Genomic DNA, 17693 nt, shown 5'->3' with positions numbered 1-17693 from the left:
CTGCCGGAATCACAAAGCCCCGACGATATCCTCCAGCCGGATCGGGAAGCGGCGGACGCGGACGCCGGTAGCGTGCCAGACGGCGTTGGCGATCGCGCCCACCGTGCCGGTGATGCCGATCTCGCCGACGCCCTTGATTCCGAGCGGATTGACGTAAAGGTCCTCCTCCGGCACCAGGATCGCCTCCACCGACGGCACGTCGGCGTTGACCGGCACATGGTATTCCGCAAGGTCCGCATTCATGATGCGACCCGTGCGGCGGTCGGTGACGGCTTCCTCAAGCAGCGCGAAGGACGCGCCCCAGATCATGCCGCCGTAATATTGGGAGCGCACCAGCCGCGGATTGACGATACGGCCAGCGGCGAAGGCGCCGACGAGGCGGCTCACCCTGATCTGGCCGAGTTGCGGGTCGATCTTGACCTCGGCGAAAACCGCGCCGTGCGAGAACATGGCGTGCGCCTCGGCCGAAGCCGGGTCGCGGGCGGCGCTTGCCTCGGCAACCACCTCGCTGCGGCGTGCCCGCGCCAGAATGTCGGCATAGCTTTCGCTGCGCGTCTCGTCGTCGCTGCGATACAGCCGGCCACCTCGCGCCACCACGCCGACATTGCCGGCGCCGTAAAGAGGCGAGGCGGGATCGGCCGTCGCCAGTTCGCCGAGCCTGGCCAGCGCCGCCTCGCCGGCGTTGAGGATCGCCGTTCCCGCGCTCGCGGTGTGGGCGGAACCGCCCGCGACGCCGCCGTCCGGCAGGGTCGACAGGCCGGAATGCAGTTCGACCTTGTCCGGGTCGAGGCTGAGCGATTCGGCCGCGACCTGCGCCAGCGCCGTCCAGGCGCCTTGTCCCATATCGGCGCCGGCCGTTTCCACCAGCGCGGTGCCGTCGGCCCGCAATGTGGCCCGCGCCGATGCCGGAAAATGCGGGCAGGGAAACAGCGCCGTGCCCATGCCCCAGCCGACCAGGTAGCCGTTCTCGTCGCGCATCCGGCGCGGCGCCAGCGGCCGGTTCGACCAGCCGAACTGCCTGGCCCCTTCGGCGTAGCATTCGCGCAGCGCCTTGGACGAGAAAGGCTTTCCCGTGCCGGGCTCGACCTCGGCGTAGTTGGCGAGCCGGAAGTCGAGCGGATCCATGCCACAGGCTTCCGCCGCCTCGTCCATTGCCACCTCCAGGGCGGCGGAGCCACTGGCCTCGCCGGGCGCGCGCATCGGGCCAGGCGTTCCGACGTTCAGCCGCAGGCCTTCATGCTCCGCCAGGATGGCGGGGCTCGCATACAGCGTCAAAGAAGCGTTCGCCGCCGGCTCGATGAAGTCGTCGAAGGTCGACGTCGCGCCGAGTGACTTGTGATGAAGCGCGGTGATGCGGCCTTCGCCATCGGTGCCGATGCGTATTGTCTGCCAGGTGCGGCCGCGATGGCCGACCGGGCCGTACATCTGGGCACGGGGCAGCGCGAGCTTGACCGGCCGGTCGAGCATGCGCGCGGCGAGGATGGCGAGGATCTGCGGGCCGTTGAGGATCGCCTTGGAGCCAAAGCCGCCGCCGAGGAAAGGCGAGCGGATGACGACGTTTTCCGCCGGAATGCCGAAATAAGCGGCGTAGGACGCGCAACTCATCGCCAGTGCCTGGCTGGGCATGTCGAGCGTGACGTGATCACCGTCCCATCGGGCGACGACGGCGTGCGGCTCCATGGCATTGTGGTACTGCGGCGGCGTGACGTAGTCGGCCTCCATGACGTGGGCGGCGTGCGCCAGCCCCGCCTCGATATCACCGAAAGCGGTCCGTGGCGGCGCGCCGACGCCGACACCCTGGGGCGCGTAGCGCTGACCGTTGTTGAGACCGGTCAGGGCCGTCTCAGCTTCATATTGCGGGTCGAGGAGCGCTGCTCCTTCCGTCGCCGCCTCCAGCGTCTCGCCGATCACCAGCGCGATCGGCTGGTTGACGTAGCGGACCGTGTCGTCCTGCAGCACCTCGACGCGAAAGCCGAAGGGCGGCATCTTCTCGTCAGGATCATGCGCCAGCGGCGGACGGTTGGCCGGCGTGATGACCTCGACCACGCCGGGATGGGCCTTGGCGGCCGCGACATCCAGCGCGGTGACGCGGCCCCTTGCGATACGGCTAGCGACCGTCACCGCGTAGAGAAGACTTTCCGGATTGTTGTCGGCCGCATAGGTTGCGCGGCCGGTGACCTTGAGAACGCCATCGCGCCGTGTCAGTGGCTGGCCGGCGCTCGATCCGTGGCGGCGGTGAATGGGTGTTGGAGAAACGGCTTCAGGCGACATGGCTCGCTCCGGAGGTTACGGCGAAGGGGGAGGCCGGCAGCGCGGGCATCGTTGCGGGTGTCCCTTCCCATGCGAGGTGCAGGGCGCGCGCCACGATGCGGCGCGCCAGTTCGATCTTGAATTCGTTGTCGCCGGAAGGCCGCGCTTCCGAAAGCGCCACCGCTGCGGCCCGCGAAAAAGCTTCGGCCGTGGGCGCCTTTCCCTTCAGGAAGGCTTCGGCTTCGCGCGCCCGCCACGGCTTGGTGGCGACGCCGCCAAGCGCGATGCGGGCTTCGCCGATCGCGCCACTCTCCGGGGCGAGCGCCGCGGCTGCCGACACCACGGCGAAGGCATAGGACGTCCGCTCGCGCAGCTTCAAATAGCGGGCATTGCCGGCGAAGGCGGCGGCATCGGCCGGCAGCCTGAGCGCGACGATCATCTCGCCCGGTTCCAGCACGGTCTCCTGCTCGGGCGTCGAGCCCGGGAGGGTGTGCAGCGCGTCCAGCTCGATCTCGCGCACGCCGTGCGGTCCCTCCACCTCGACCACTGCGTCGAACGCCACCAGCGGCACGCAGAAATCGGAGGGGTGGGTGGCGATGCAGTGCTCGCTCCAGCCCAGCACCGCGTGAAGGCGGTTCTCGCCGCCAAGCGCATCGCAGCCGGAACCGGGAACGCGCCGATTGCAGGCGCTGGCGAGATCCTGGAAGTAGGCGCAGCGCGTGCGCTGCATCAGGTTTCCGCCGACGGTGGCCGCGTTGCGCAATTGCGCCGACGCGCCCGAAAGCAACGCCTCGGCGACCGACGGGAAGGTGCGCTGGAAGCGCTCGTCATAGGCAAGGTCGGCGTTGCGGACCATGGCGCCGATGCGCACGCCGCCGTCCTCCTGCCATTCGATCGCGCCGAGGCCGGGCAGGCGGGTCACGTCGACGATACGCTGCGGCTTGGTCACGCCGACCTTCATCAGGTCGAGCAGATTGGTGCCGGCGGCGAGATAGGCGGAGCCGGGGACCGACGCTTCCGCCACCGCCTCCGCGACGCTTTGCGGACGGATGTAATCGAACCGGTTCATGCCGCGTCCCTCCGGCTGCGCTGGGAAATGACCTGCTGGGCCTCCTGAACCGCTTCGGTGATGCCCTTGTAGGCGCCGCAGCGGCAGATGTTGCCGCTCATCAGTTCGCGGATGCGCTCTGGGTCCTCACCGGCATGGCCCTCGGCGATGAGGCCGACCGCGCTCATGATCTGGCCCGGCGTGCAGTAGCCGCACTGGAAACCGTCATGCTCGATGAAGGCGGCCTGAACGGGGTGCAGGACTTCGCCCTCGGCCAGCCCTTCGATCGTGGTGACCTCCGCGCCGTCCAGGCTGACGGCAAGCGCCAGACAGGAATTGATGCGCCGGCCGTCGACCAGCACCGTGCAGGCGCCGCACTGGCCGCGGTCGCAGCCCTTCTTGGTTCCGGTGAGATCGAGCCTCTCGCGCAACAGGTCGAGCAGGGTGACGCGCGAATCCTCAAGGTGGAGTTCGTGCTTGCGACCGTTGATGGCAAGGCTGATGGAGAGTGACATATGTTACTCCATTCAGTGTTTGTGGTGTATGGATCAGGACCACCGGCAGGCGGCGAAGGAAGATGGGCGCGGGGAAGGATCCATAAGGAGCGGTCCTCGGCCCTGAGCGGGAATGCGTGCCTTTGTGCGTCTTCCCGATCTGCGCTATTTATACGGAGGAACCCTCCGTTTATCAAGAGGGAAATGACCCCTGGCTGAAAAAATGGGATCGGACGGCGAAAAGACAAGACGCGAAAAACAGACCGGGCGAAAACCGCGCGCGGACTCCCTGCGCAACCGCGACCTGCTGCTGGAGGCGGCTACACAGGTGTTCAGCGCCGGCGGCCCGCAAGCCAGCCTGGAGGCCGTGGCGCGCCGCGCCGGCGTCGGCATCGGCACGCTCTACCGTCATTTCCCCACGCGCGAGGCCCTGTTCGACGCGGTCTATCGCCATGAAGTCGATCATCTGGCCGAACTCGCCGGTCAATTGGCGCAGGACACCGAACCGGTCGATGCGCTGCGGCAATGGCTGCACGCCAATGTCCGCCTCGTCGCGACCAAGAAAGGCATGATCGAGGGACTGCAACTGGCGGCGCACGGTTCGTCCGACCTGAAGGCCTATTCCTTCGGTCAGCTCACGCGATCCATCGCCCTGCTGCTCGACCGCGGGATCGCGGCCGGCGCGCTGCGCGCCGACATCACCCCGGACGACCTTTTGCGCGCACTGCTCGGCATCCTCTATTCGCAGGGGCCGGACGACTGGCGCCCGGCAGTGCTGCGCCTCGTCGACGTGTTCGTCGACGGATTGCGCAGGCGCTGAATCAGGCCGGCTTTTGCTTCCAGACCCAAACGATCGGGCAATATGGCGCGGCGGTAAATTTCGGTTACAGCCGGTCAATTCGACGGCTCAGGATTTGAACTGGCGGACCGCTGGCAGCAAAAAGAAAGCGTTCAGTCAAATCGCTCGCTGCGGAACAGGATGACGCAGACCCTCGACGACATTTTCAGGCCGTTGTGGCTGACCGCTCGATTGCTGGTCGCCTGTTGGCCGCAGCTCCTGCTCATCGGCTGCCTGGGCATGGTCGCGCACAATTTGCTGCTCTACGGCGCGGTTTCGATCGGCCTGGGTTTTCCGCTCGGCGGCATGATCGCGCTGTCGCTGGTCGTGCTCGCCAAGCTCATCGTGCTGGTGATGATGTTCGTCGTGCTGCGCCCCCACCTGCCGGAGCTGGCCGCACTCAGGCGGTCCGCGCTGGGCGCGGAGGACCGGGCAAGGAAAGAGCCGGTGCTGGCGATCACCGCGGCAGCCGTGCTTCCCTTCTTCGCCTACTACGCGGCCTGGGGCTTTCTCAGCGATACGGTCAGGGAGTATTCGCGCCGCGCGCTGGCCGCCGCGGAACTCGGCAAGGCCCACGATATCTTCGCCATCCTGCAATCGGGCGGCGTGGCTCTTTCGATCGTCCTGTGCTGGCTGGTGCGCTTCTGCGCCAAGCGGATGAACGCGCGCGCCGGGCACCCCTACTGGCGCCTCGTCGTCGTCGCGACCGACGCGACATGGATATTCATCGGCCTTTACGCGATCGGCGTGTGGAAGGACGATTTCATCCGCTGGCTCGGCGCCGGCTCGCTGCTGCAGCAATCCTTGATCGACAGCCTGTCGCCAGTCACAGCGGCCTACGCGGCAGGCGGTTTCGTCCCAGTCGAATTCCGTCCCTTGTCGTTCGGCATGCAGCTTCAGAACCTCTTTTTCTATGCCCTGCTGCCCTTGGTCTGGCTGGTCATGGCGGCCATCATCAACGGTTATGAACTATCGGCACCCGCTGCCCCGACATCGACGCCGTCGCGATCGGATGGCTGGCGCAAATGGGCGCAGGACTTCGCCAGGCACTTCCTCGGAGGCTATCGCAATCGCTACGCGCCGGTCTGGACCTGCCTGAAGCTGACGCTCGGCGCGGGCCTTGCGACGCTGATCACGTTCGTCGTCGCCTATCAGGCAATCTCCTGGACAGGCGCGTGGATGTGGTACGGGCTGACGCGCCTGATCGGCGCGCACGATCTGGCGATCTGGCAGATCTTTGCGAGCATCATCAGCCTGTTCATCGGCAGTCCGAGCGAACTGGACGGCGGCATCCTGCTGGACGCCGTCCGCATCGCCCTGCTTGCGGCTGTTCTGGAAACGGCCGTAGCAACCGGAGCCGACTCAAGACCCGTCACTGGCGAGGCTCGCTGACGCTCAGATAGGCGGGCAGCGCCGTCAGCATGGCGATCGACAGCGTGAGATCCCGTGCCGAAGCAGGGACCGTGAAGCTCGCAGCCATCAGGGCAGGCTTGCCCGGCGCGGCTGCGGCGAAGGCGGGACCGCCGCACAGGCTGCGTTCTTCTGCCTCGGGATACGTCTTGCGCACCGCCGGATCGGCGAACAGGACCGGCTGCCACGTCCGCCCGTCGCCGTCGGCCAGCAGCACCTGGCAGGGCGACGAACCCGCCGCCTGCGGATCGGCGGTCGCTGCCTCGAACTCGGCAAGCACGACGGCATGTCCCTGTCCGCCGGCGAGACGGGTCAGGCGGGTCACCGTCCAGCGCGCGCCGGCATAATCGATGGCCTGGCCGACCGCCGCCGGCACGGGCTCACGCCCATGCTGCGCGCGCCAGGCGCGGACATCCTCCCAGCTCTGTGCGGCAAGCGCGGCGGGCAGCGCCACCACCAGCGCGGCCATGCTCAGCCAGTAGCCGCGGTGCGAACGGCCTATCCCTGCGGAAGGATCGACCATGGCTGCCCTTCCTCGTTGCGGCGGATGGTGAGAGCCGGCTCGATATCGGCTTCCGACGCGTCCGTGGCGATGCGGATCTCGTCGTCCAGCGGCATCAGCTTCGAGCGCGCAACCACGACCGTGCCGCCGTTCACCGCCTCCGGCGGCATCTCGAAGACAAGCAGGAGCGGGCGCGGCAGGCCTGGCTGGTAGACGTCGCCGGGCATCATCTCGATGGTCGCCGGAATACGGTCCGTCAGGATGTAGCGCACGCCGCGACGGCTCAGCCATTCTCCCGAAATCAGGGAAAGCGTCTCGAACTTCGCCTCGGCCTTGCCCTCGGCCACCACCCATACGCCGGAGCTCGTATAGGGTTTTGTCTTGCCAAAAGTCTCCACATTGAGGGTGCGCGCCACCCTCACCCTGTCGAGCGACAGCCTGAAGGCGCTCGCCTCGACGTCTTCTCCCATGCCGCCCCAGGAGACGATCGGCGAGGTGATGTCGCTGTAGAGCGGGCGCGTGTGCTGCAGCGCATAGAGCGCCGCGGCGGCAAAGGTCACGGCGAGGGCGGTCCGCATCATACCCGTCACGGTGCCTGCTCCACCGGCAGTTCGACGGTCGCGACCGCGTCGGCGTCAAACCAGTCACTGGCACCGTAGAGATTGTCGCGCAGCTTGTAGATCTGGCCGTTGATCGTGAGGTTCAGCCTTTGCGGGACCGGATTTCCTTCCGGCCACTCCCAGGCAAGCGTGACGCGCTCCGGCATGCCGGGGTTGAAATGACCGGCGAGCCCCTTGTCGCGGTCGAGATAGTCCGTCGGCGGCTGCAGCGCGGCTTGCGGGACGTCCAGCGTGACGGCGCGCGACAGAAGATTGCTCGGCGTGGCGGACTGGTTCACCACGTCCATGTCCACCATGACCAGTCTCGTGGGTTTCCACGGCGGGATTCCGGTCGGAGGCGTTGTGCCGCTGCGTGCCGAGCGCAGCGTCACCAGCCAGCGCCCGGTGTCGATCTGCTCGCCGGGGACCGCTTTCGGCGTCCGCGGCGGATGGGCGGCCTCGTAGACGGCGAGCGAGAACGAGAAGGCCGAAGCGGCCAGCCCGCCCAGGCCGGCGATGAGGAACGCAAAAAGTCTTTGCCGGATTGTCGTTCGTGATGGTTCGGTCATGCAAGCCGGTCGTCGCGCCGTCGCCCAAGGGCGAACCTACACGACCCGACGACCTTGCCGCGTCACAACAATTGTTACAGCGGGTAAGAACGGTCAGGAGCCACGGAGCGCCTGCCCATCTCATCTTTCCGGCGATACGATGCAGGCAGACACTTCATTGTCGCCGGCATGCCGGAATATCCTTTTGCCGGTTCTCCGATTTCCTGAAGACTGGAAAAGATTCGTCTGAGATCTTTGTGCAGGTAGAAGTGCGCCGGATTGTGTTCTGCTTGCACTGGATTTCATTCATATCCATGCGTTCATTCACGCAATGCTGGCCGTATCGCCCTGACAAACTGTTTCTCTATGATTCAAAACGTGTCTCGCTGCCTTGGAACCGGCAGGAAGCCGCCGCATTTGCTGCCACATTTCGCGAGCTTAACCGGGCCTTCGATAAATGGAGCAATCCCGAAGAATGCCGTCTTACAGCCGCGCCGCGCTCGCCGCGTCCACGCTCGCTGTCGGCCTTATGGCCGGCCTTTCCGCAACCCCAGCCCTCGCCAAGTGCGGCCGCGCGTCCTGGTACGCGCTGCACTCCCGCACGGCCTCCGGCGAACGGATGAATCCGTCGGCCCTGACAGCCGCGCATCGCAGTCTACCCTTCGGCACGCGCCTGAAGGTCACCAACCAGCGCAACGGCAAGAGCGTCGTCGTGCGCATCAACGACCGGGGTCCGTTCATCAAGGGCCGTATGCTCGACCTGTCGCGCGGCGCCGCCCGCCAGATCGGCATGATCAGTTCCGGCCATGCCTCGGTCTGCACCGCGCGCTTGTGATTTCCATATGCCGAGCCGGGACTGAGTCCCGGTTTCGGCCCAGCCGCCCGGCGTGTCGACCGATAGCCGACTTCGCCTTGGTCGTGCGGTTTTCAACGAATTGGACGAAAGTCCCGTCCGACTGCCGCGACGTCATCTATTGCGCTGCAGCAATTTATCGCTAACCTCGCGCCCCTATCATGAAGGTCCGGCCTCGCGCCGCCCACTTCGCTCGCAGCGAGGCAGCACAGTCGATGTTCTACCAGCTTTATGAAATAAACCACGCGGCCCTGCAGCCGGCGCGTGCGGTGGCCGACGCCGTTCGGATGCTCTACACCAATCCGCTCAATCCGTTCGCCCATACGCCGTTCGGCCGCACTGTCGCCGCCTCCGCGGAACTGTTCGAGCGGACGACCCGGCGCTATGCCAAGCCGGAGTTCGGCCTGGACAGCACGGTGGTGGGCGGGAAGACCGTAGCCGTCACGGAAAAGATCGCCTGGTCCAGGCCGTTCTGCAGGCTCATCCATTTCGAGCGCGCGCTGCCGGCCTCACCCGTTGCCGATCCCAAGCTCCTGATGGTGGCGCCGATGTCGGGTCACTACGCCACACTGCTGCGCGGCACGGTCGAGGCCATGCTGCCCCATGCCGACGTCTACGTCACCGACTGGACGGACGCCCGCATGGTGCCGGTGGCCGAGGGCCGCTTCGATCTGGACGACTATATCGACTATGTCATCGAGATGTTTCACCATCTCGGCCCCGATACGCATGTGATGGCGGTGTGCCAGCCGTCCGTGCCGGTGCTGGCGGCCGCGGCGCTGATGGAGGCGGCGGGCAACCGGTTCGCGCCGGCGACCATGACGCTGATGGGCGGCCCGATCGACACGCGTTCCAACCCGACCGCCGTGAACCTTCTGGCCGAGGACAAGGGCACGGCGTGGTTCCGCGACAACGTCATCATGCCCGCGCCCTGGCCGATGCCCGGTTTCGGCCGCGAGGTCTATCCGGGCTTCCTGCAACTGTCCGGCTTCATGAGCATGAACCTCGACCGCCATATCATGGCGCACAAGGATTTCTTCATGCACCTGGTCAAGAACGACGGCGACGGCGCCGACAAGCACCGCGACTTCTATGACGAATACCTGGCGGTCATGGACCTGACGGCCGAGTTCTACCTGCAGACGGTGGATACCGTCTTCGTCAGGCATTCGCTGCCGAAGGGCGAGATGACGCATCGCGGCACGCCCGTCGATCCGGCTTCGATCCGCAACGTCGCGCTGTTCACGGTCGAGGGCGAGAACGACGACATTTCCGGACTCGGCCAGACCAGGGCCGCGCACGACCTGTGCGTGAACATACCGGCCGACCGCAAGGCGCATTACATGCAGCCCAGGGTGGGCCATTACGGCGTCTTCAACGGCTCGCGCTTCCGGGCCGAGATCGTGCCGCGCATCGTCGACTTCATGGCCAGCCACCGGCGGGCGGAGCGGCGGCCCGCCAGGCCGCGGCTGGTGCGCAGCGCCGGCGACTGACCGGCGGCAGTCACCTTCGGCACCTGTTGCACAAGTGCCGCTGTCACGGCCATGTGAGTAACCATGCCGGCAAACAGGCCTCCCGCTTAATTGACACGGACTGTAAATCGCCTTTAACGTTTCGTTAACGAACAGGGGCGAGCGGGGACATGTATTCCTCACCGAAGGCGCTTGGTTTGCGTTTTTTCGCGGCGATCGCGGTCAGCTTGGCGTCGATCGGGGCCGCGGTCCCGGCGGCCGCCGGCGGCGCGATGGCGACCGGAGGCCTGACGTCCCAGCCCATCGGCCACTACGAATTCTGCAAGGCCAACCCGGCCGAGTGCTCGATCCGCCCGGCGGACCTGAAGCCCGTCGCCCTGACGAAAGCCGTATGGAGCGAACTCGCCGGCGTTACCGTTGCGGTCAACGCGGCCGTCAAGCCGATGAGCGATTTCGACATCTACGGCAGGGACGAGGTGTGGGCCTATCCGGACAGAGGCGTCGGCGACTGCGAGGACTACGTGCTGGAGAAGCGCCGCAGGCTGAACCAATTCGGCATCTCGCTGGCCGACCTGCTCATCACCGTGGTGCGCAAGCCGGACGGGGAAGGCCATGCGGTGCTGACGGTACGCACCAGCAAGGGCGACTACATCCTCGACAATCTGACCGACAAGGTGCGGCCCTGGAACCAGACCGGCTATCGCTTTCTCAAGCGCCAGGCCGCAGACAACACCGGTCGGTGGGTCTCGATCCGCGACGGCCAGGCCGTGCTGGTCGGCTCGGTGCAGTAACTTTAAGACTTCACCTATTCAGCCAACATATGCTTTGGTGAGTGCGTTAACGGCCGCTACAATTGCCGTATCAATGGCCTTATTCCCGAGCGACTTTGCCCGATCCAACAATCCAAAGACCCAAGACTTCGCCGGCTTTGCATTTTCGGCTGCGGCCGCGGCCTCCCGAAGGTCTGCGACTAAACCTGATGCTTTCGTTGTATACTCGTTAGGGTCGACAGATATAATCATGCCGGTTGTTGAAGTGCCCTTTGGTCCAGCGGATACCGAAATCCGAAGCCCTGTTGCCGAGCCTCCGTTTCCTCCCGACACATTGATACTTGCTCCGACCAGATGTATCGGCGCTCTCTCAATTTGATCGGCCAATGCGGACAGCACCTTAGCGATATTCGTCATATCCTGCTCCATTTCGGCTTCTTCAACCGACATTTCACGCCGCCTGTGCCATCCGGTCGGTGGCCATCCGAGAGGAAATCGCTTCCGCGACATGGATGCGGCCGACCGTGTCGGCGCCGTCGAGGTCGGCCAGCGTGCGCGCGACCTTCAGCACGCGATGGTAGGCGCGCGCCGAAAATCCCAGCCTGTCGCTGGCGTCGCCGAGCAGCGACAGACCGGCCCCGTCGGGCGTCGCGATGCGCTCGATCAGCGACGGCGCGCACTGCGCATTGGTGGCGGCATCCGGCACGCCCAGTTCCTCGAACCGCTCGCGCTGCACCTGCCTCGCCCGCGCCACGCGGGCAGCGACGGCAGCGCTCGGTTCCGCGCGGCCGGGACGGATCAGATCGGCAGCCGAGACCGCCGGTACCTCGACCCTGAGATCGATGCGGTCGAGTAGCGGGCCGGAGATACGCGCCTGGTAGTCGGTGCGGCAGCGTTCGCCGCGCGCGCAGCGATAGCCCGGCTCGCCGGCCATGCCGCAGCGGCAGGGGTTCATCGCCGCGACGAGCTGGATGCGCGCCGGATAGGTGATGCGATGATTGGCGCGGGCGATCATGCACTCGCCCGTTTCCAGCGGCTGGCGCAGCGCATCCAGCGTCTGCGGCGTGAATTCGGGAAATTCGTCGAGGAACAGCACGCCGTGATGGGCGAGCGAGACCTCGCCGGGCCGCGCCCTGAGCCCGCCGCCGACCATCGCCGCCATGGAGGCCGAATGGTGCGGCGCGCGGAAGGGCCGCCGGTCGGTCAGTCTGCCCTCCGCCAGTTCGCCGGCGACCGAGGCGATCATCGAGACTTCGAGCAATTCCTTCGGCGCCAGTGGCGGCAGGATCGACGGCAGGCGCTGCGCCAGCATGGACTTGCCGGAGCCGGGCGGCCCGACCATCAGAAGGTTATGACCACCGGCCGCCGCCACCTCCAGCGCGCGCTTGGCGCTTTCCTGGCCCTTGATGTCGGCGAGGTCGGGCAGGTTCTGCGCGGCCTGCCGCACGCCCGCCACGGGGCGCGACAGCACCTGGTTGCCGCGGAAATGGTTGGCGACGGCGATCAGGCTGCGCGGCGCGAGCACATCGAGTTCCTCACCGGCCCAGGCCGCCTCCGGCCCGCAGCCGTGCGGGCAGATCAGGCCCCGCCCTTCCGCATTGGCGGCGATCGCTGCCGGCAGCGCGCCGGACACGGCGGCAATGGTGCCGTCCAGGGACAGTTCGCCCAGCACGACGTAACCGGCCAGCGCATCGCCCGGCACGGCGCCGAGCGCAGCCATCAGCCCGAGCGCAATGGGCAAGTCGTAGTGGCTGCCTTCCTTGGGAAGATCGGCGGGCGCGAGATTGACCGTCACCTTCTTAGACGGCATCGACAGGCCGGAGGCGTGGAGCGCCGCCTGCACGCGCTCGCGGCTTTCGGCCACCGCCTTGTCCGGCAGGCCGACGATCGACATGCCGACCTTCCCCGGCGCGACCATGACCTGCACGTCGACCGGAACGGCCTCTATGCCCTGGAATGCAACCGTGCGAACCCGCGCAACCATCGTTGGCCCCCGTCTCCGACAGGCCGCCTTCAACTATCGGTCGCGAAACCCGGCGGCGAGCAAGACAAGCACGGATCGGTGATCGGATCAAGAACATTTCATGAACAACCACACGCCTGGGCAGAGATGCGGTTGCAGCCGGTTGCAAAGATCGGAACGAACGGGAGACGTTCGGATCTGTCCGCGGCCCCGTCCGACCGGCGGCCACGGCATGACGAAAAAGACGCCTGGCGCGTCTGGCGGGAGGTAGATCAGGCCCGCTTGGCCTCCACCGCGTCCCAGAACGCTGCTGCGATGTCGGCGCCGCCGAAGCGCTTGACCTCGCGGATTCCGGTGGGCGAGGTGACGTTGATCTCGGTCATCCAGTCGCCGATCACGTCTATACCGACGAGGATGAACCCACGCTCCTTCAGTGACGGCCCGATCCGCGCGCAGATCTCGCGTTCGCGCTCGGTCAGCTCGGATTTCTCGGCGCGGCCGCCGACATGCATGTTCGAGCGCGATTCGGTCTCGGCGGGGACGCGGTTGATGGCGCCGACCGGCTCGCCGTCGATCAGGATGATACGCTTGTCACCCTTGCGCACGTCCTTCAGGTAGCGCTGCACGATGAAGGGTTCGCGGAAGAGCTGGGAGAACATCTCCAGCAGCGAGCCGAGATTGCGGTCGGCCTCGGCCAGATGGAAGATGCCGGCCCCGCCGTTGCCGTAGAGCGGCTTGATGATGATGTCGCCATATTCGCGGCGGAAGGCGGCTACTTCCTCCACGTCCTTGGTGATGAGGGTTTCCGGCATGAGGTCCGGAAACTCGGTGACGAAGATCTTCTCCGGGCTGTTGCGCACCCATGCCGGGTCGTTGACCACCAGCGTCTTCGGATGAATGCGCTCGAGCAGATGCGTGGTGGTGATGTAGTTCATGTCGAAGGGCGGATCCTGGCGCAGCAGGACGACGTCCATCTGCGAGAGATCCGTGCGCACCTTGTCGCCGAGCGAGAAATGGTTGCCCTTCTCGTCGCGCACGGTCATCTCCTCGACGCGCGCGAACACCTTGCCGTCGAGCATCGCCAGACGGTCGGGCGTGTAATGGTAAAGCCGATGACCGCGCCGCGCCGCCTCCAGCGAGAGCGCGAACGTCGTGTCGCCCATGATGTTGACGGTGGAGACGTGATCCATCTGGACGGCGATGTCGAGGGCCATGAAGTTCTCCGAAGCGGTGGGAAATCATCTACAGAATCGGCGAGACGATGCCAATCGTGCCGTTGCGAACCGGACGGGTACAGACAACATATGTGATCGCATCATCAATTTCTTAAACTGCTTGCCTTTATGAAATCTGGAAGGCCACCGCTTTCGGGACAGCTGCACCCGTGGAGTGAAACGCATGAATGCCGTCACCAAGCTCAACCGCCGCACCGCCGCAGTGATGGAACTCACCGTCCTGATGCCTTGCCTCAACGAGGCCGAGACGCTCGCTCTCTGCATCGGCAAGGCACAGGCCTTCCTGAAACGCGCGGGGATCGCCGGCGAAGTGCTGATCGCCGACAACGGCTCGACCGACGGCTCACAGGAAATCGCCGAAGCGCTCGGCGCGCGCGTGGTCCCCGTGGCGCAGAAAGGCTACGGCGCTGCATTGCTGGGCGGCATCGCGGCGGCGCGCGGTCGCTATGTCATCATGGGCGACGCCGACGACAGCTATGACTTCTCGGCACTGGAGGCCTTCGTCGAAAGACTGCGATCCGGCGCGGACCTCGTCATGGGCAACCGTTTCAAGGGAGGCATCGACGAAGGCGCCATGCCGCCCTTGCATCGCTATCTCGGCAATCCGGTGCTGAGCTTCATCGGGCGGCTGTTCTACCGGATCGACACGGGCGACTTCCATTGCGGGTTGCGCGGTTTCAGGGCGGATTCCATCCGTGCGCTCGACCTGCGCACCAGCGGCATGGAATTCGCGAGCGAAATGGTCGTCCGTGCCGCACTTGCGGGGCTGCGCATCGAGGAAGTGCCGACCACGCTGAAGCCCGACGGGCGCAGCCGCGCGCCGCACCTGCGCACCTGGCGCGACGGCTGGCGGCATCTCAAATTCCTGCTGATGTACAATCCGCGCTGGCTTTTCTTCATTCCCGGCACGGCGCTCGCCGGCATGGGCTTAGTATTCGCGGCCCTTCTCGTTTTCGGTCCGCTTCGGGTCATCAACAATTTATCGCTCGACCTGAACACATTCGTCGCTGCCTGCTTCGCGGTCATTACAGGCGTGCAATTGATCACTTTCGGCGCCATCTCGCGCCACTATGCCCATATGACCGGCATTCTGCCCGACAACCGCCGCTCGACCTGGCTGTCGGGCTATCTCAACACCGACAGGCTCGCAGCCAATGCGGGGCTTTTGTTCACCGCCGGCATGCTCTTCTTCGGCTATGCCATAGCCCGCTGGGCATCGCTGGGCTTCGGCCCGCTGGACAATTCGGAAATCCCCCGCATCGTCGTCCTCGGCCTCAGCCTCGTGGTGATCTCGTTCCAGGCCTTTTTCTCCGCTTTCCTGCTCGGCGTGCTGGAAATCCCCCTGAAGCGTGAGACGGCGGGGCGGCAATGAGCAAAGAGGCCGCAAGCCGCTTCGTCACGTCGCGTCTCGTCCGCTTCGTGGTGGTTGGCGTTGCGGCAGCCGGCATGCTTTTTATGCTGGGCTGGCTGCTCATCAGCGCAGGCCTTTCGCCATTCGCCGGCAGCGTCATCGCTTATGTCGCGACCTTCCTGTGCGCCTATGCGGCGCAACGGGGCTGGACGTTCGGGGGCCTGCACAGCCATGCGCACGCCCTGCCCCGCTATTTCATCCTGCAGGTGGGCTGCGCGGTTTTTTCCGGACTGGTCGCGCACGTGGCCGCAGCGGGATTCGGCCTGCCGCCTTTGGCCATATCGGCGGTCATGACAGTCGCGGTCAGCGCTGTCAGCTATATCGGGTCGCTGTGTTGGGTCTTTCCTGCCGGGAAAGCGATCTAACGGTTTTACGGTTTTTTGAGCGGCTGCGCGTAGTCTCGGTTTTCAGCAACGAAGCCCAGATCTTCAGGACTACCCGTGATGACAAGCATTTCGGCTTCCGCATCGAGGCAGGCTTCCACTCCGACGGCCTCGACCTGGCGGCGCGACCTCATCCTCGCGCTCGTCGCCGCCCTGCTTTCCGTCGCGGTCCAGGCCGTCAACGGCTTTCCCACCCTGACCAGCCCGCGCGGCGACAATGACAGCATGCTGAGGCTGGTGGAGGTGCGCGACCTTCTCGCCGGGCAGGGCTGGTTCGATCTCCACCAGTACCGCATGGGAGCCGAAGGCGGGTTCATCATGCACTGGTCGCGGCTGGTCGACGCTCCGATTGCCGGCCTGATCCTGCTTGCCCGGTCCCTGGGCGCCGGTGTCGCCACGGCCGAGACGATCGCCGCGATCGTCTGGCCGGCGCTGCTTTTCGCCCTGACGCTGTTTTTCACCCTGCGCGCTGCCCGCCATTTCGGCGGCGCGCGTGCAGCGCTGCCGGCGTTCGTCCTCGGCGCGACGGCGCTGTATTTCCTGGGCATCTACAGCGCTGGCGCGCTCGATCACCACAACATCCAGATCATGCTCACGATGGCCGGCCTAAGTCTCCTGCTTTCCGCACCGGAGCGGCGGGGGGCAGCGTTCGGCGCCGGTGTCGCGGTCGCGCTTTCATTGGCCATCGGCATGGAAACCGCGCCCTACGTGGCGGCGGCAGGTCTCGGCGTGGCGGGGCTTCTTGCCTTCGGCGGCGACGGCGAAAGAACCGTGGCCCGCGATTACGGCCTTGGTTTCGCCGGCATTTCCGCCCTTGTCTTCGTTGCCACCGTGCCGCCTTCCGGCTGGGGGCAACCCGCCTGCGACGCCTATTCGGTCGTACAGTTCGCGCTCGGCACGGCGGGCGGCCTCGGCCTTGCCGTCGTGGCATCCTTCGAACCGGCGTATCGCACACGCACGCGCCGGATCGCGTCGCTTGCCGCTCTGGCGCTCGTGGTCGCTTTCGTGCTCGTTCACTTCTTCCCGCAGTGCATGGCCTCCCCCTATGCCGGTCTCGATCCGCGTTTGAAGACGTTGTGGCTCGACAATGTCGACGAGGCGCAGTCGCTGTTCAAGCTTCTGGCGAACGACCCCGCCTCCGTCGCCGCTCGCTACGCGACGCCGCTGATCGGTCTCGTGCTGCTGGTGTCGCGGCCGGCCCGCGCCGGCTGGCGGCGCGAGGACTGGCTGGTCCTTTCAGCGTTGCTCACCGCGTTTCTCGTCAGCGCCTGGCAGATCAGGGGCTCCAACTTCTCGATCGTCTACGCCGTCATTCCGCTTGCGGGCTGGGTCGGGGCCTGGCGTGAGCGGGCGAATGGCAGCCGCTCGACGGCCATCCAGTTGCGCATGGCGATGGCGTGGATCGTGTCGGCCAATGTCTGCTGGACCGGCCTGGCCGCGGCTGCAACCGTCGCGGCGGACAACGGCGTGAACGAATCCGGCACCGCAAGCGATCCCGGCAGCGCCGCGATGTCCGACATGGCGGACCGCGGCCATTGCGACCGGGCGGCCGACTTTGCCCGGCTTTCAGCGTTGCCGCCGACGACGGTCCTGGCCATATCCAACCTGGGGTCGCCGATCCTCCTCTATACGCATCACCGGGCACTCGCCGGCCCCTATCATCGCAATACCGAGGGCAACCTCGCCGTTCTCGACGCATTCACGGGACCGCCCGATAGGGCCAAGGCAATGGTCGACGCCCGGAACGTGGGGCTGATCGCGCTCTGCCCCACCGATCCCGAACAGAAGCTGCTGGAGAGGCAGGCCCCGGACGGTTTTCTGGCGGCCTTGGAGCGCAACGAGGTGCCGGGCTGGCTCGAGCCGATCGACACGCACGGATCGCTGCTGCGCCTCTACCGCGTCCGCTGATGTCGGTCC

At 66.1% G+C, this 17693-nt stretch carries 17 protein-coding genes; 8 read left to right on the top strand and 9 right to left on the bottom strand.

Annotated elements, in window-relative coordinates:
• Positions 1-9 precede the first annotated feature (9 nt).
• Genes ABMA46_RS16175 through ABMA46_RS16165 form a run of 3 tightly spaced genes read right to left on the bottom strand, consistent with a single transcriptional unit; the run spans position 10 to position 3813 of the window.
• Entirely contained in the window at positions 10-2271 is a 2262-nt protein-coding gene (locus ABMA46_RS16175) for a xanthine dehydrogenase family protein molybdopterin-binding subunit (RefSeq protein WP_349000866.1), read from the bottom strand.
• On the bottom strand, positions 2261-3319 hold the full coding sequence (locus ABMA46_RS16170; RefSeq protein WP_349000864.1) for an FAD binding domain-containing protein: 1059 nt from the start codon (positions 3317-3319) through the stop codon (positions 2261-2263). Before ABMA46_RS16170 ends, ABMA46_RS16175 begins: the two co-directional genes overlap by 11 nt.
• Entirely contained in the window at positions 3316-3813 is a 498-nt protein-coding gene (locus tag ABMA46_RS16165; protein WP_349000863.1) for a (2Fe-2S)-binding protein, read from the bottom strand. Before ABMA46_RS16165 ends, ABMA46_RS16170 begins: the two co-directional genes overlap by 4 nt.
• A gap of 202 nt (positions 3814-4015) precedes the next feature.
• Between ABMA46_RS16165 and ABMA46_RS16160 the strand changes: the two genes are divergently transcribed.
• Positions 4016-4612 (top strand): TetR/AcrR family transcriptional regulator, encoded by a 597-nt coding sequence (locus ABMA46_RS16160; RefSeq protein ID WP_349000862.1) that lies wholly within the window; start codon positions 4016-4018, stop codon positions 4610-4612.
• Positions 4613-4771: 159 nt separating this feature from the next.
• On the top strand, positions 4772-6022 hold the full coding sequence (locus tag ABMA46_RS16155; RefSeq protein ID WP_349000860.1) for a hypothetical protein: 1251 nt from the start codon (positions 4772-4774) through the stop codon (positions 6020-6022).
• Here the strand turns inward: ABMA46_RS16155 and ABMA46_RS16150 are convergent.
• Genes ABMA46_RS16150 through ABMA46_RS16140 form a run of 3 tightly spaced genes read right to left on the bottom strand, consistent with a single transcriptional unit; the run spans position 6003 to position 7710 of the window.
• Positions 6003-6563, bottom strand: coding sequence for a hypothetical protein (locus ABMA46_RS16150; RefSeq protein ID WP_349000858.1), 561 nt, complete (start codon positions 6561-6563; stop codon positions 6003-6005). The two genes, ABMA46_RS16155 and ABMA46_RS16150, sit on opposite strands and share 20 nt — an antisense overlap.
• Complete coding sequence (locus tag ABMA46_RS16145; RefSeq protein WP_349000857.1) at positions 6539-7132, bottom strand: hypothetical protein; 594 nt, start codon at positions 7130-7132, stop codon at positions 6539-6541. The genes ABMA46_RS16150 and ABMA46_RS16145 overlap by 25 nt, the downstream gene beginning before the upstream one ends.
• Positions 7129-7710 (bottom strand): hypothetical protein, encoded by a 582-nt coding sequence (locus ABMA46_RS16140; RefSeq protein ID WP_349000855.1) that lies wholly within the window; start codon positions 7708-7710, stop codon positions 7129-7131. Before ABMA46_RS16140 ends, ABMA46_RS16145 begins: the two co-directional genes overlap by 4 nt.
• 454 nt (positions 7711-8164) lie before the next feature.
• Between ABMA46_RS16140 and ABMA46_RS16135 the strand changes: the two genes are divergently transcribed.
• From ABMA46_RS16135 to ABMA46_RS16125, 3 genes are all read left to right on the top strand, one after another.
• Positions 8165-8524 (top strand): septal ring lytic transglycosylase RlpA family protein, encoded by a 360-nt coding sequence (locus tag ABMA46_RS16135; RefSeq protein WP_349000853.1) that lies wholly within the window; start codon positions 8165-8167, stop codon positions 8522-8524.
• Positions 8525-8757: 233 nt separating this feature from the next.
• On the top strand, positions 8758-10035 hold the full coding sequence (locus ABMA46_RS16130; RefSeq protein ID WP_349000963.1) for a polyhydroxyalkanoate depolymerase: 1278 nt from the start codon (positions 8758-8760) through the stop codon (positions 10033-10035).
• Between the two features lie 149 nt (positions 10036-10184).
• On the top strand, positions 10185-10805 hold the full coding sequence (locus ABMA46_RS16125; protein ID WP_349000851.1) for a transglutaminase-like cysteine peptidase: 621 nt from the start codon (positions 10185-10187) through the stop codon (positions 10803-10805).
• Positions 10806-10823: 18 nt separating this feature from the next.
• Here the strand turns inward: ABMA46_RS16125 and ABMA46_RS16120 are convergent, their stop codons facing one another.
• The 3 genes from ABMA46_RS16120 to gshB form a co-directional block, all read right to left on the bottom strand.
• A complete protein-coding gene (locus ABMA46_RS16120; protein WP_349000849.1) occupies positions 10824-11234 on the bottom strand; it encodes a hypothetical protein in 411 nt (136 codons plus the stop codon).
• 1 nt (position 11235) lies between these two features.
• Positions 11236-12768, bottom strand: coding sequence for a YifB family Mg chelatase-like AAA ATPase (locus ABMA46_RS16115; RefSeq protein ID WP_349000847.1), 1533 nt, complete (start codon positions 12766-12768; stop codon positions 11236-11238).
• A 251-nt stretch (positions 12769-13019) separates the two neighbouring features.
• Positions 13020-13961: a glutathione synthase gene (gshB, locus tag ABMA46_RS16110; protein WP_349000844.1), complete on the bottom strand. Its 942-nt coding sequence runs from the start codon at positions 13959-13961 to the stop codon at positions 13020-13022.
• Between the two features lie 184 nt (positions 13962-14145).
• Between gshB and ABMA46_RS16105 the strand changes: the two genes are divergently transcribed.
• The 3 genes from ABMA46_RS16105 to ABMA46_RS16095 all read left to right on the top strand — a co-directional run bounded on the left by ABMA46_RS16105 (position 14146) and on the right by ABMA46_RS16095 (position 17684).
• Entirely contained in the window at positions 14146-15354 is a 1209-nt protein-coding gene (locus ABMA46_RS16105; RefSeq protein WP_349000843.1) for a glycosyltransferase family 2 protein, read from the top strand.
• Positions 15351-15758 carry a GtrA family protein gene (locus ABMA46_RS16100; protein ID WP_349000841.1) on the top strand — a complete coding sequence of 136 codons (408 nt, stop codon included), beginning with the start codon at positions 15351-15353 and terminating at the stop codon, positions 15756-15758. Before ABMA46_RS16105 ends, ABMA46_RS16100 begins: the two co-directional genes overlap by 4 nt.
• Positions 15759-15836: 78 nt before the next feature.
• Positions 15837-17684 (top strand): GtrA family protein, encoded by a 1848-nt coding sequence (locus tag ABMA46_RS16095; RefSeq protein WP_349000839.1) that lies wholly within the window; start codon positions 15837-15839, stop codon positions 17682-17684.
• Positions 17685-17693 lie beyond the last annotated feature (9 nt).

Origin of the sequence: Mesorhizobium hunchu, assembly GCF_040081975.1 — a bacterium.
In the GTDB taxonomy this organism is placed as follows: domain Bacteria; phylum Pseudomonadota; class Alphaproteobacteria; order Rhizobiales; family Rhizobiaceae; genus Mesorhizobium; species Mesorhizobium hunchu.
The sequence above is the reverse complement of the archived record's forward strand: the minus strand, read 5'-3'. Positions and strand labels throughout refer to the sequence as shown.

Bases quoted from the DNA above. Each gene is read 5' to 3' on its own strand.
- ABMA46_RS16175 (WP_349000866.1), bottom strand. From the start codon at position 2,271: ATGTCGCCTGAAGCCGTTTCTCCAACACCCATTCACCGCCGCCACGGA.
- ABMA46_RS16170 (WP_349000864.1), bottom strand. From the start codon at position 3,319: ATGAACCGGTTCGATTACATCCGTCCGCAAAGCGTCGCGGAGGCGGTG.
- ABMA46_RS16165 (WP_349000863.1), bottom strand. From the start codon at position 3,813: ATGTCACTCTCCATCAGCCTTGCCATCAACGGTCGCAAGCACGAACTC.
- ABMA46_RS16160 (WP_349000862.1), top strand. From the start codon at position 4,016: ATGGGATCGGACGGCGAAAAGACAAGACGCGAAAAACAGACCGGGCGA.
- ABMA46_RS16155 (WP_349000860.1), top strand. From the start codon at position 4,772: ATGACGCAGACCCTCGACGACATTTTCAGGCCGTTGTGGCTGACCGCT.
- ABMA46_RS16150 (WP_349000858.1), bottom strand. From the start codon at position 6,563: ATGGTCGATCCTTCCGCAGGGATAGGCCGTTCGCACCGCGGCTACTGG.
- ABMA46_RS16140 (WP_349000855.1), bottom strand. From the start codon at position 7,710: ATGACCGAACCATCACGAACGACAATCCGGCAAAGACTTTTTGCGTTC.
- ABMA46_RS16135 (WP_349000853.1), top strand. From the start codon at position 8,165: ATGCCGTCTTACAGCCGCGCCGCGCTCGCCGCGTCCACGCTCGCTGTC.
- ABMA46_RS16130 (WP_349000963.1), top strand. From the start codon at position 8,758: ATGTTCTACCAGCTTTATGAAATAAACCACGCGGCCCTGCAGCCGGCG.
- ABMA46_RS16125 (WP_349000851.1), top strand. From the start codon at position 10,185: ATGTATTCCTCACCGAAGGCGCTTGGTTTGCGTTTTTTCGCGGCGATC.
- ABMA46_RS16120 (WP_349000849.1), bottom strand. From the start codon at position 11,234: ATGTCGGTTGAAGAAGCCGAAATGGAGCAGGATATGACGAATATCGCT.
- ABMA46_RS16115 (WP_349000847.1), bottom strand. From the start codon at position 12,768: ATGGTTGCGCGGGTTCGCACGGTTGCATTCCAGGGCATAGAGGCCGTT.
- gshB (WP_349000844.1), bottom strand. From the start codon at position 13,961: ATGGCCCTCGACATCGCCGTCCAGATGGATCACGTCTCCACCGTCAAC.
- ABMA46_RS16105 (WP_349000843.1), top strand. From the start codon at position 14,146: ATGAATGCCGTCACCAAGCTCAACCGCCGCACCGCCGCAGTGATGGAA.
- ABMA46_RS16100 (WP_349000841.1), top strand. From the start codon at position 15,351: ATGAGCAAAGAGGCCGCAAGCCGCTTCGTCACGTCGCGTCTCGTCCGC.
- ABMA46_RS16095 (WP_349000839.1), top strand. From the start codon at position 15,837: ATGACAAGCATTTCGGCTTCCGCATCGAGGCAGGCTTCCACTCCGACG.